The organism is Aeromonas sp. 603757 (assembly GCF_049171255.1).
In the GTDB taxonomy this organism is placed as follows: domain Bacteria; phylum Pseudomonadota; class Gammaproteobacteria; order Enterobacterales; family Aeromonadaceae; genus Aeromonas; species Aeromonas veronii_A.
On record NZ_JAAKOE010000009.1, the window covers coordinates 47,841 to 59,864 of the forward strand.

Genomic DNA, 12,024 nt, shown 5'->3' on the forward strand with positions numbered 1-12,024 from the left:
GGCACTCTATCAGCGGGGATGGTGTGAAGAGGGGTTAATCCATCACCGGGATACCCGCTCTCGCTTCGGCCTGACGGGCGATGGCCTCGGTCATCCCCTGAAAGATAAAGAGGTGGAACGGCAGCATGGCGAGCCAGTAGGCCAACCCCCAGGCGCCCTGCGGGTGCCAGTGAGCGGTGACCCGGATGCGGGTCAGACCCGACTCCTCCGGCAGGATGTTGAACTCCAGCCGCCCGACGCCCGGGGCCTTCATGTTGAACAAGAGATCGAGCCTGCGCCCCTCATCCACCCCGAGGATCTGCCAGGAGTCGAGCATATCCCCCTTCACGAAGCGATCGGGATTGGTGCGGCCACGGGTGCGGGCTGGGCCGCCGATCAGGTGATCCATCCATTCGCGCACCACCCACAGCTCGTTCATGTAGAAGTAGCGCTGCTCACCCCCCAGTTGCTGCAACACCTGCCACACCACCTCGGGCGAGGCGAGGCAGATGGCCTCGCCGCTGGCGATGCGATCGTAGAAACCATATTCGGGATGGCGCCAGCGCAGGCCGAGCGACGTCTCCTGCCCCTGCTGTTCGGCACCCAGCTTCTGCTCCAGCGCCAGACTCTCCGCCAGCGCCTCGTCGAAACTGAGCAGAGTCTGGGGCAGCAGGGCACGCAGCGGGCCGTCGTCGGCCGGGATATCGTGCTTGAGACCCCCCACCAGCGCCTTGGCCACCGGCTGCGGCACCGAGGTGACAAACTGCAGCCACCAGGCAGAGAGGCGCGGACTCAGAAACGGGATGGGAATGATGGGGCAGCGCTTGCCGATATGGGCGGCGAACTTCTGCAACTGCTGTTGATAGCTGAGCAGCTCGGGGCCGACCGCGTTGAAGATGCGGCCATCCACCTCGTCGGCCTCTACCAGCCCGCCCAGATAGTGCAGCAGGTTTGACAGCGCAATCGGCGGCGTGCGCGAGCGCACCCACTTCGGCGTCACCATCATCGGCAGGTTGAACACCAGATCCCGCATCACCTCGAACGCCGCCGAACCAGGCCCGATGATGATGCCGGCGCGCAGCTCCACCGTCGGCACACCGGAGTCACGAAACAGCTCGCCACAGTGGCGGCGGGAGTTGAGATGGCGGCTGTTGCACTGCTCGGGCTGGATTGCCCCGAGATAGATGATACGGCGCACCCCGGCAGCACGGGCGGCGGCAGCGAAGTTCTTTACCCCCTGCTGCTCCAATCGGTGAAAATCGGCCCCCGCCCCCATGGCATGCACCAGATAGAAGACGGTATCTATGCCCGCCAGCGCAGGCAGCAAGGTGATCGGCTTGAGGCTGTCGGCGAGGCGAAACTCGACTCCCTCAGGCAAGCGGCAGGGACGGCGCGCCCCGGCAATCACCTTGTAGCCGAGGGTCTGCAGGTGGGGCACCAGATAGGAACCGATATACCCCGCCGCCCCCATCACCAGACAATTTCTCATCCTATCTTCCTCTTCACATGTTGCGCCCTGCGCTTGGGCAAACGGACCAGCACCCGCATGCCCATCATCCTGCCACGCCGCCACCTTGCAACCTAGTACTAACCACCTCCCTGATTAGTCCGATTTGGTGTTAAGCCCTGCTCATTCGCTGGTCGATAACTGACCAGATGTATAGCGCCGAGGGCGAACGTATGCGCATCGATCACTACGACCTCCAGGGGGAGGTGCAATACCGGCAACAACAGGCCCAGAGCCGCAAGGTGCGCAATCTTGGGCCAGTGCCACCCGCCGTCAATCCACCGGAAGGCAACAACACGGCAGTGGCCAGCGAACGCAGCAGCACCCTGACCCTCACCAGCGCCCTGACGCTGCAAACCGCGAGGCAATCGGCCGCCAGTCAGCAAGCAGCAACACCTCCCGCCCCGCCCGCAGCGGACGTCGGCAAAGAGCAGGATGGCATTCCCGACGATGGGCTGGATAACCGCCAGCGACTGATCAAGCTGATGATTGAGGCGATGCTGGGCCACGAAATCGAGCTGCCCAAGCCGATCAACCCACCGAAGAGGGGGGCGAAGGGGTGACCCAAGGAGAAGCCGCAGCTCAGGCCGCCGAGCCGGATCAACTGGTGGAGGTGACAGACACCCTGCTGCAACAGGAGCAGCTCAACGTGGTGACATCGGCCAGCGTAGCGACTCAGGATGGTCAGACTATTCAGCTCGATCTCGGCTTTGTTCTCGACTGGCGCCAGCTGGAGGTGAGCCAGCGGCGCACCACCCTCAATGCCCTGAAGGATCCGCTGGTGCTCAGTCTGGATGGCAAGATTGCCGATCTGACCGAGGCACGGGTCACTTTCGATATTGATCAGGATGGCAAAGAGGATAGCCTGCCGGGCTTGAGTGAAGGCAGCGGCTTTGTGGCGCTGGATCGCAATGGCAACGGCACCATAGACGATGGCGGCGAGCTGTTTGGTGCCCGCTCCGGCAATGGCTTCGGCGAGCTGGCAACCCTGGATGAGGACGGCAACGGGGTGCTGGATGAGGGGGATAGCCAGTTTTCAGCCCTGCAGTTCTGGCATCCCGAGCACGCCCCTATCGCTCTGGTGGAGCTGGGGATCGGCGCCATCCTGCTACGCCCCCTCGACACCCCCTTCAACCATCTGGGGGAGAGCGGCAATCAGGGGGTGCTGCGCCAATCCGGCCTCTATCTCACCGAACAAGGTAAGGGAGGCTGGGTGCAGCAGATCGATCTGCGGGTCTGAACCCCGCACCCGCATGGCAAACCCGGTCGCTGACGAGAGCTGCCAGCGACCGGCTCCGGCACCATCAACTCAGCTCGGTGGGGTCGATATCCAGACTCCAGCGCACCCTTTTGGTCTCAGGCCAACCTTCCAGCTCCTTTACCGCCCAGTCCAGCAGTTGGGCCAGCGGTGCCCGGTTCGGCCCCTGCACCAGCAACTGCATGCGAAACTTGCCCGCCTTGCGCTCCATAAAACCGCTGATGGGCCCCAGCACCTGAACGTGGGGATAGCGGGCGCTGCGCAGGGTATCGGCGAGGCGGGAGAGGAACAGCTGCACCTCGTCACGGCCATTGGCCTCGGCGCGGAACAGCCCCTGATAGCTGAACGGCGGCAGCCCCAACAGGCGGCGCTCTTTCAACGCCGTATCGGCGAAGTGGCCGTAACCGTTCTGCGTCAGATCCTGCAGCAGGGCATGCTCGGGATGGTGGCTCTGCAGCACCACCAACCCGGGTTTGCTGGCACGACCGGCACGGCCCGCCACCTGGGTGTAGAGCTGGGCCAGCTTCTCAGCTGCGCGAAAATCGGCGCTGAACAGGGCGCCATCCACATCCAGCAGACCCACTAGCGTCACGTCCGGGAAGTGGTGACCCTTGGCCAGCATCTGGGTGCCGATCAGGATCTTGTACTTGCCCGCCTTGATGTCACCGAGATGGGTCTCCAGCTCCCCCTTGCGGCGGGTATTGTCCCGATCGATGCGCACCACCGGATATTGCGGGAACACCGTGGTGAGCAGCTGCTCCAACTGCTCGGTGCCCACTCCCGATCCGATCAGTTCGTTGCTGCCACATTCGGGGCAGTGGTGGGGCAGCGGGCGCACGCTGTCACAGTGGTGACAGTGCAGCCGTCGTCCGGCCTGATGCCAGGTGTACCAGGCATCGCAACGCTCGCAAGCGGCGCTCCAGCCGCACTGGTGGCAGATCAGAGCCGGGGCATAGCCACGGCGGTTGAGAAACAGCATCACCTGATTGCCCGCCGCCAGATGCTCCGCCATCAGCTGCTCCAGCTGGGGGGAGAGCCCGGCCTGCAGCCGCACGCTCTTGATATCCAGGATCACCTGACGGGCGGTCTGGGCGTTACCGGCACGGCGAGTCAGGGTGAGATGGTGATACTTACCGGTGCGGGCGTTGTGCAATGTCTCCAGGGACGGGGTAGCAGAGCCAAGCAGGATGGGGATACCGGCACGATGAGCCCGCATCACCGCCAGATCCCGCGCGTGGTAGCGAAAACCGTCCTGCTGCTTGAAAGAGCCGTCGTGCTCTTCGTCGATGATGATGATGCCGAGGTTGTGAAACGGGGTGAACACCGCCGAGCGGGTGCCGATCAGGATGGCGGCGCCGCCGTCGCGGCAGGCGAGCCAGGCGTCGAGCCGTTCCCGATCGTTCATGGCGGAGTTCATCGCTACCACCGGCACGTTAAAGCGGCGCCGGAAGCGGTTGATGGTCTGCGGGGTGAGACCGATCTCCGGAACCATCACCAGCGCCTGCTTGCCCGCCTTGAGCAAGGGCTCAAGGATGCTTAAATACACCTCGGTTTTGCCGGAGCCGGTAATGCCATCCAGCAGGAAGGCACCGAACTTGTCGCTCTGGCTGGTAACGGCAGAGACAGCCAGCGCCTGCTCGCCATTGAGGCGCAGCCCCTCCCCCGGTTCAAAACGGGCGGCCCAGTCGCCGTCATGGCTTGGCTCCAGCGAGCGCTTCTCCAGCAGCCCCTTCTTCTCCAGCGCGGTGAGAGCGGAGCTCTGGATCTCCTCCTGCTTGAGGGCAGAGGGGGTCTGCGGCCCTTTGCGCAGCAGGGCGAGCGCTTGCTGCTGCTTGGCCGCCCGCTTGAGCTCGTTAAGGTCGATGGCCATGCCCGCCTCGGTGGTAAACCAGAACTCCAGCTCCCGATAGGCGGCTGGCTCCCCCTTGCGCACCAACACCGGCAGGGCATGGGGCAGCACTTCCCCCAGCGGATGCTGGTAGTAGCTGGCGCTCCAGTTCATCAGCGCCAGAATATCCGGCCCCAGCACCGGAGCCGTGTCCAATACCCGTTTGATGGGCTTGAGCTTGTTGCGGGGCACCTGGCTGTCGGCCGGATGATCCACCACCAGCCCGACCAGGGTCTGGGGACCGAAAGGGATCTCGACCCGGCAACCGGGGGCAGGTAACGGCAGGGGAGAGAGATAGTCGAAGTGACGGCGTAACGGTACCGGGACAGCGACACGAACCAGATCCAGCGTTTGGGAAGAATTCACCAGGGGTTGCCTATTTTTTCTGCGAAGCCACTTGCCTGATCTCAGGCATTTCCTATATTATTCGCAGCCTTTGAAACTGTGTTCAACAATCGTGTGGTGTCCGACAAGAGATCGGATGGCGACACGGCCTATTAATTGAGGTTGTCCATGAAAGCTGGTATCCATCCTGACTACGTAGCCATCACCGCCAAGTGCTCTTGCGGTAACGTCATCAACACTTTCTCTACCATCGGTAAAGATCTGAACCTGGACGTGTGCTCCGAGTGCCACCCGTTCTACACCGGCAAGCAGAAAGAAGTTTCTAGCGGCGGCCGCGTAGACAAGTTCAACAAGCGTTTCGGTGCGATGACCACCAAGAAGTAATTTTACTTCTGAAGAATTCTGAAAAAGGCGCCCATCGGGCGCCTTTTTTACGATCCCTGTTTTTCATCCTTCATGTTCCCGCAGCCAGACGTACTCTCCCCTACTGACCAAACCCCTTGGAACGACGCAAATAGACATACCCCTCACCCGGGCTGCCCCAGCGCGGACTCCCTGCGTTGTCATAGGCGCGATCCAGCAATCTGACGCTATCGGGGCCAATCCAGATATGCTGCACCAGCGTTGTGGCACCGCCAAAATCGGTGGAGCAGTGGCCCACCCGGGTGTGACCGGCATATTCGCCGGAGGGGGTACGGGTCAACCAGATCTCGCAACCGTGGCGCAAGGAGAGCTGCTGCGGGGTCAGACTGTCGAGCAGGGCGGGATCATGCCAGGCACCGGCAAAATCGGTGGCACGGGGCATGGTCAGTTCGGCCATCAGGATCCGCCCGTCAGGGGCGGGTGAGAAGCGATAGATGCGCTGGCGGAAAGGACGGACGGAGCGCAGACTCAGGTACTGCTCGGCATAAACCCAGCGATAGCCCTGATAGCCGGGCCAAATCTCCATCAGGCGCAGCTCGGCACTGGTAAAGCGGCTGTCGTAACTGGCCTGCTCCCGGCTCGTAAAGGCCCCGTTGAACCAGCTGAGCAGCGGTTCCATACCGGGCTTGAGTGGGGTAGCCTGAGGCGCCGATCCTGCCAACACCAGACAGGAACAGAGCAGCCCGAATACGGCCACCAGCAACTTTGCCATCGAATCCTTCCGAATCATCATAGTGGCGGCGATTATATGAGCGAATTTCCCCAATAACAGCCATTACGATCAAATCATTGCCACTCTGGTGCAAAAACCTCACAAGGATGCCAGTCCGCTCACTAAACCCGATATTTTGCCACCGCCTTGTTGAGCAGCTGGGCCTGCTCGTTGAGACCCTCGCTGGATCTCGCATTTTCCTCTGCCATGATGCTCGACTCCTGGGCGATGTCGCGGATGTTGTTGACGTTGCGGTTCACCTCGTTGGCCACCAGACTCTGCTGTTCGATGGCGGCGGCAATCTGGGTGCTCATGTCCATGATGTTGGTAACATCCTGAGTGATCTGCCCCAGCAACTCCCCTGCAGTACTGGCCTGATCCGAGCTGCGGTTGCCCTGCTCGCGGCAGGTCGCCATTACCTCGACGATGCTGCCGGTCTGTTTCTGCAGCGAGCTGATGATGCCGGCGATCTCCTGGGTCGATTTCTGGGTACGGATGGCCAGATTGCGCACCTCATCGGCCACCACCGCAAAACCACGTCCCTGATCCCCTGCCCTGGCTGCTTCGATGGCTGCGTTGAGGGCCAGCAGGTTGGTCTGCTCGGCAATGCCACGGATCACGTCAAGCACGGAGCCGATGGTCTCGCTCTCTTTTTGCAGCTGGCTCACCTCGCGGGATGAACTCTCCAGATTGTCCGCCAGCGAGCGGATCTGCTCGACAGTGTTCTCGACCGCAGTCCGCCCCTCCATCGCCTTGTTGTTGGTCGCCTGCGCATTGTTGGCCGCCTGCTCGGTGTTGCGGGCGATCTCTTCGATGGTGGAGCCCATCTCGGTGGACGCGGTCGCCACCATATCGGTCTCCTGCAGCTGGCGCGCCGCCCCTTCACTGGTGCGTTTGACGTTGGCCGAAAGGTGATCCGCCGCTTCGGTCAGGGTGTGCACGCTATGCTTCACATCGCCAATCAGGTTACGAAACCCGCCCAGCATCACGTCGAGATTGCCTGCCAGCTGGGCCATTTCATCTGCCCCGCGCAGCTCTATCTTCAGGCGCAGGTCATTAGCCTGACGAATGCGGTTGACGGTGTCATTCACCTGAGTAATGGGACGGTCGATGCTGCGCCCCAGCAACACGCTCATGATGCCGATCAGCACCACAATCACCCCGCCACAGACCAGCATCAGGCTGTTGAGGCGAGCGCTCTGCCGCTCCAGCTCAGCGACAATGTGCTGATCTACGGCGGCAAACCCCTGTTCGGTCTGATGCACCAGATCCCGCATCTGGTTGCGCAGCCCCTCATCCTCTTTCAGCCCCAGTATCTGCATCCCCTGCACCAGCGCCACAAAGTCCTGCCGGTACTGCTTGCTGGCCTGCTCCAGCGTGCCGCGACCCGCCTCCGGCAAAGTGGCAAGGCTATCCTGAAAACTCTTGTGCAAGGTTTCGAAACGCTCCAGATACTGGATATCGGAGCGCAGCATGAAGTCTTTCTCCGCCCGTCTCAGCTGCAACATGGTGATAAGCAGCCCCTGCTGATCCAGCTGCTTGAGCCCATTCTCCACCTCATGCACCGCCGCCCTCAGCTTGCCATAGAGCCCCTCCTCCGGCCCCAGACCAATCTTCTGCTGCTGGGCAACCAGATCGTTGAAGGCTTTGCCATAGCCGCCGATCTGCTGATCCAGTCTGGTCAGCTCCCCCTCGACAGCCGCCAAATTGTCATCGGTCACCAGCTCCCGGTTGTGCTGGTGAAAGTCAGACAGCCCCTGATTGAAGCGCTCGACGAAGGTCATATCCTTACGGATCAGAAAATCCTTCTCGGCCCGCCGCAAGTTGAGCATGGCGATCTCCAGCTGGTCGATATTACGCTGGGCTTCGGTCAGATGACGGTGCACCTGGCTGGAGTAGATAAACAGGCCGCTCAGTACCAGCATGGCAACGGCAACCAGCACGGTATTCAGGATCAACTTATGACGGATAAGCACGATGGACCTCTCGCAAACTGGCAGTGAACTGCATTGAGCTTATGCAGAAAAGCGGCGACAGGTGATCTGTGCAAGGAATATTCATTGAAATGCCACACCCACTCCTTATACTGGTTGCACCTGTTTCCAGCCGTGGATTTGACACTATGGAATACAATACTTCTGAACTGTGCGACATCTATCAGGACATGGTGGATGTGCTTGAACCCATGCTCTGCTCCTTCGGCGGCCGCGCCTCTTTCGGCGGCGTCATCACCACCGTCAAATGCTTCGAATCGAATGGTCTTATCCGTGAACTCGTAAAAGAGAACGGACTGGGACGTGTCTTGCTGATCGATGGCGGTGGCTCCATGCGCCGTGCCCTGATTGACAGCGACATCGCCACCACGGCGGCCGAGAATGATTGGGAAGGGATTGTCTGCTACGGCTGCGTCCGCGAAGTCGATATTCTGGAAGATCTGGATATCGGTATTCAGGCACTGGCTGCCATTCCGGTCGGTGCCGACAGCAAGGATGTAGGGGAGACCGATCTGCCGGTCAACTTCGGTGGGGTGACCTTCCTGCCCGACGACCACCTCTACGCCGATACCACAGGGGTGATCCTCTCCCCCGAGGCACTCGATATCGAGTAAGCCACAGGCAGAGTGACGACGGGAGCCTTGGCTCCCGTTTTTTATGCCTGCAACTTGCTGAAAAATGACAAAAAAAGAGGGCCAGATAAACTGGCCCTTAACTGGAAGCAATGTGAGCAATGTCGTGCCTTCACAAGAAGTCCATCACGTTGGAACGAATGAAGTCTTTCCCGGAAAACAAGTTAACAATAATCATTCTCATTTAACTAGGCAAGCGCTATTTGCAGAAAGTGCAAAAAAATTGACCACCGCGAAGGGTGGTCAATCTGGTCAGGCTTGCCGGGTGGCTGTTTGCAGGCTGGATAATCCGGCCTCGCCCACCAGCTTGCGGCTGAGGTAGCGCAACAAGACACCGTAGAGCGGCACGAACAAACCAAGGCTTATCAGCAACTTGAATACGTAATCGACGGTTGCGATCTCGACCCAGTGCTCTGCCATGAAGGGATCTGTGGTGCGCCAGAAGGCCACACTGAAGAAAGCGATGGTATCAACCAGATTACCGAACAGGGTGGAGGCCGCAGGCGCAATCCACCACTGCTTGAGCAGACGCAGGCGGTTGAACACCACCACATCCATGAACTGACCCACCAGATAGGCCATAAAGCTGGCCAGCGCGATACGCGCCACGAACAGGTTGAACTCGGCCAGATGACCAACGCCCTGGAAGCTCCCTTCGAAGAAGAGTACGGAGAGCGCATAGGAGACCGCCAGTGCTGGCAGCATCACGGTCTGGATAATCTTGCGTGCCAGACCGGCACCGAAGATCCGCACCGTCAGGTCGGTCGCCAGGAAGATAAACGGGAAGCTGAACGCACCCCAGGTGGTGTGGAAGCCAAACACAGTGATCGGCAGCTGCACCAGATAGTTGCTGCTGGCAATGATCAGGATGTGGAACAACGACAGGCGAACGAGCGCCGTTTGGTACTGCGCAGGGGTCAGATTCATCTTGTGACCTTTTTGGTTAATGGGGTTAGGGAACCCATATCGCCACCATTGGCGATAATCGAGGGGCGAGATTATACGCCCCCAAACCGATAGTTCAATCTTTATGCGATTACGCTTGTCCAGGTTGGCCAGCGGCAGAGCAGGCCTTGTGGGCGATAGTCACGCCTTGTGCTGTCTGGCGAGCCAGAGCAGCGCCTCCCGATCCGCCGGGCGCACCGCCTCCAGCCAGCAGCCGCTGTAGTGTTCGTACTCCAGCCGAAACTGGCTCCCTTCAAACACCAGCAACCAGCTATGGCGGTCGGCCCCCGCATCCTGCTCGAGCGGCTGCAGCTCCCACTCTCGCAGCAAGGCCTGCGCCAACAGCGGGAACGTGTCCCAGTCGAGTGCCGGACAATCCAGCGTCACCACGCCAGCTTCGCTATCTACCTGTTTGATTTGCCAACTCATTCCCTGTCTCTCAGCTACTGCAGGAGAGCTCACCACCGCAATACCATGCCGGAGTCGGGGTGGCGAGATCCTCATATTCGGGTTGTTCATCATAGGGGTGCTGCAAGGCGGCGAACAGCCGCTCGAACGGCTGCATATCCCCTGCGTCGGCGGCGTCGATCACCTGCTGGGCCAGCGCATTGCGCAGCACATACTTGGGGTTGATGGCATCCATCTGCGCCTTGCGCACGGCATCCTCGCTGCCTTCGCGCATCAGCCGCGCCCGATAGCGTTCCAGCCACGCCTGCCAACCCACTGGTTCAGGCAACAGGGCCAGCAGAGATGCAGGCCCCCCCCCCTCTTGCGTCACCTCACCGAGACGGCGAAGGAACAGGTGGTAATCCACTTTGTTAGCCGCCAGCAACCGGAACAGCTCGCGGAACAGAGCCGGGTCATCCTCCTCCCACACCGCCAGCCCGAGTTTGGCCCGCATCAGTTCGGAGTAGTGCAGCATCAGCTGTTGCTCGTACTGGGCCAACGCTGCAGCCAGCGCATCACCGTCTACATGGCCAGCCAGCGCCTGCGCCAGTTTTTGCAGATTCCAGTAACCGACCGCGGGCTGCTGATCCAGCGCGTAGCGGCCCGCAGGGTCCGAGTGGTTGCAGACAAAATCGGGCACGTAGGCATCGATAAAGCCGTATGGCCCGTAATCCAGCGTCAGGCCGAGCAGCGACATGTTGTCGGTATTCATTACCCCGTGACAGAACCCCGCAGCCTGCCATTTGGCAATCAACCGCGCGGTGCGGCGCACCACTTCGGCAAACAGTTCGGCGCCACTCTCCAGCTCGGGGAAGTGGTGGCGCAGCAGATAGTCGATGAGTGGCGGGATCTTCTCTCCCTGCCCGCTCCAGGCGAAATACTCGATATGGCCGAAGCGCAGATGGCTGGGGGCGGTGCGCAGCACGGTCGCCCCGGTCTCCACCTGCTCGCGATAAACAGGCTCCTGACTGCCCACCAGCACCAGCGCTCGCGTGGTCGGGATGCCGAGAGCATGGAGCGCCTCGGAGGCGAGATACTCGCGAATACAGGAGCGCAGCACGGCGCGACCGTCACCAAAACGGGAGAACGGCGTCTTCCCTGCCCCCTTCAGGTGGAGATCCCAGCGCTGGCCATCCGGCGCCAGCTGCTCACCCAGCAGCAGCGCGCGACCATCCCCAAGCCGCGGGCTATAACCCCCAAACTGATGGCCCGCATAGACCTGCGCTACCGGCTGCATGCCTGGCAGCACTTTTCCCTCGCCACAACAGGCGATCCAGTCAGCCTTGCTGACGCCTCCCAGCCCCAACTCATCCAGCAAAGCCCGGTTGAGATGAAGCAACCGGGGCTGCTGCAGCGGCTGGGGGACCACGGGTTCACAGGCCCAGGGCAACTCGGTCGCAAAAGTGTTGATCAGCTTCATGGTTGTGCCATTCGTCCCTGCGTATGCTCGTGTCACTCTTTATACTGCCGTCAGCCATGCTTGCGCTAACTGGCAACCATCATTTTTCAATTCAAGGAGAAGAAGATGCAAAAATGGGTATATGCCCTGCCCTTGCTGGCACTGGCGTGGGGTCATCAGGCCAAGGCTGCCGATATAGAAGCCGGCAAAGCCAAGGCAGCGGCCTGTGCCGCCTGTCACGGCGTGGAAGGCAAGGCAATGATCCCCAACTATCCCCATCTGGCGGGTCAGAATGCCGCCTATCTGGTGAAACAGTTGAAAGCGTTCAAGGATGGCACCCGCAAAGAGCCCTTGATGGACCCCTTCATGGCGCCGCTGACCGATGCGGATATCGACAATCTGGCGGCCTTCTACGCCAGCCTGAAATAACCTCGCGTCTGACCCCAGGTTCTTCCGAGCCGCGCTTACCGTGGTCGATTAGGCTGCCTAATCGAC

At 60.8% G+C, this 12,024-nt stretch carries 10 protein-coding genes and 1 pseudogene; 4 read left to right on the forward strand and 7 right to left on the reverse strand.

Going from position 1 to position 12,024, the window contains the following annotated elements; translation table 11 throughout:
* Positions 1 to 34: 34 nt before the first annotated feature.
* Positions 35 to 1,468, reverse strand: coding sequence for a DUF2867 domain-containing protein (locus tag G5332_RS10585; protein WP_421259356.1), 1,434 nt, complete (start codon positions 1,466 to 1,468; stop codon positions 35 to 37).
* A gap of 167 nt (positions 1,469 to 1,635) precedes the next feature.
* On the opposite strand from G5332_RS10585, the pseudogene G5332_RS10590 reads away from it, so the two are divergent.
* A pseudogene (locus G5332_RS10590) lies at positions 1,636 to 2,726 on the forward strand (hypothetical protein).
* Between the two features lie 64 nt (positions 2,727 to 2,790).
* Here G5332_RS10590 and priA read toward each other — a convergent pair.
* A complete protein-coding gene (priA, locus tag G5332_RS10595; RefSeq protein ID WP_421172441.1) occupies positions 2,791 to 4,998 on the reverse strand; it encodes a primosomal protein N' in 2,208 nt (735 codons plus the stop codon).
* Positions 4,999 to 5,145: 147 nt separating this feature from the next.
* Here priA and rpmE point away from each other — a divergent pair, with 147 nt between their 5' ends.
* Positions 5,146 to 5,361 (forward strand): 50S ribosomal protein L31, encoded by a 216-nt coding sequence (rpmE, locus tag G5332_RS10600; RefSeq protein WP_005340673.1) that lies wholly within the window; start codon positions 5,146 to 5,148, stop codon positions 5,359 to 5,361.
* A gap of 100 nt (positions 5,362 to 5,461) precedes the next feature.
* Here the strand turns inward: rpmE and G5332_RS10605 are convergent, their stop codons facing one another.
* Both G5332_RS10605 and G5332_RS10610 read right to left on the reverse strand, forming a co-directional pair.
* Complete coding sequence (locus G5332_RS10605) at positions 5,462 to 6,112, reverse strand: chromophore lyase CpcT/CpeT (RefSeq protein ID WP_005340675.1); 651 nt, start codon at positions 6,110 to 6,112, stop codon at positions 5,462 to 5,464.
* A 122-nt stretch (positions 6,113 to 6,234) separates the two neighbouring features.
* On the reverse strand, positions 6,235 to 8,088 hold the full coding sequence (locus G5332_RS10610; protein ID WP_421172442.1) for a methyl-accepting chemotaxis protein: 1,854 nt from the start codon (positions 8,086 to 8,088) through the stop codon (positions 6,235 to 6,237).
* 146 nt (positions 8,089 to 8,234) lie between these two features.
* Here G5332_RS10610 and rraA point away from each other — a divergent pair, with 146 nt between their 5' ends.
* Complete coding sequence (rraA, locus tag G5332_RS10615) at positions 8,235 to 8,720, forward strand: ribonuclease E activity regulator RraA (RefSeq protein WP_005340678.1); 486 nt, start codon at positions 8,235 to 8,237, stop codon at positions 8,718 to 8,720.
* A gap of 270 nt (positions 8,721 to 8,990) precedes the next feature.
* Here the strand turns inward: rraA and G5332_RS10620 are convergent, their stop codons facing one another.
* From G5332_RS10620 to G5332_RS10630, 3 genes are all read right to left on the reverse strand, one after another.
* Positions 8,991 to 9,665, reverse strand: a complete 675-nt coding sequence (locus G5332_RS10620) for a 7-cyano-7-deazaguanine/7-aminomethyl-7-deazaguanine transporter (RefSeq protein WP_005340680.1) — start codon at positions 9,663 to 9,665, stop codon at positions 8,991 to 8,993.
* 159 nt (positions 9,666 to 9,824) lie between these two features.
* Positions 9,825 to 10,112, reverse strand: coding sequence for a DUF3630 family protein (locus G5332_RS10625; RefSeq protein ID WP_005355452.1), 288 nt, complete (start codon positions 10,110 to 10,112; stop codon positions 9,825 to 9,827).
* Positions 10,113 to 10,122: 10 nt separating this feature from the next.
* Complete coding sequence (locus G5332_RS10630) at positions 10,123 to 11,550, reverse strand: protein adenylyltransferase SelO (protein ID WP_421172443.1); 1,428 nt, start codon at positions 11,548 to 11,550, stop codon at positions 10,123 to 10,125.
* Between the two features lie 105 nt (positions 11,551 to 11,655).
* On the opposite strand from G5332_RS10630, the gene G5332_RS10635 reads away from it, so the two are divergent.
* A complete protein-coding gene (locus G5332_RS10635; RefSeq protein WP_421172444.1) occupies positions 11,656 to 11,958 on the forward strand; it encodes a c-type cytochrome in 303 nt (100 codons plus the stop codon).
* The last annotated feature ends 66 nt before the right edge of the window (positions 11,959 to 12,024 follow it).

Coding starts and splice junctions, on each gene's coding strand:
- G5332_RS10585 (WP_421259356.1), bottom strand. CDS start 1,468: ATGAGAAATTGTCTGGTGATGGGGGCGGCGGGGTATATCGGTTCCTAT.
- rpmE (WP_005340673.1), top strand. CDS start 5,146: ATGAAAGCTGGTATCCATCCTGACTACGTAGCCATCACCGCCAAGTGC.
- G5332_RS10605 (WP_005340675.1), bottom strand. CDS start 6,112: ATGGCAAAGTTGCTGGTGGCCGTATTCGGGCTGCTCTGTTCCTGTCTG.
- rraA (WP_005340678.1), top strand. CDS start 8,235: ATGGAATACAATACTTCTGAACTGTGCGACATCTATCAGGACATGGTG.
- G5332_RS10620 (WP_005340680.1), bottom strand. CDS start 9,665: ATGAATCTGACCCCTGCGCAGTACCAAACGGCGCTCGTTCGCCTGTCG.
- G5332_RS10625 (WP_005355452.1), bottom strand. CDS start 10,112: ATGAGTTGGCAAATCAAACAGGTAGATAGCGAAGCTGGCGTGGTGACG.
- G5332_RS10630 (WP_421172443.1), bottom strand. CDS start 11,550: ATGAAGCTGATCAACACTTTTGCGACCGAGTTGCCCTGGGCCTGTGAA.
- G5332_RS10635 (WP_421172444.1), top strand. CDS start 11,656: ATGCAAAAATGGGTATATGCCCTGCCCTTGCTGGCACTGGCGTGGGGT.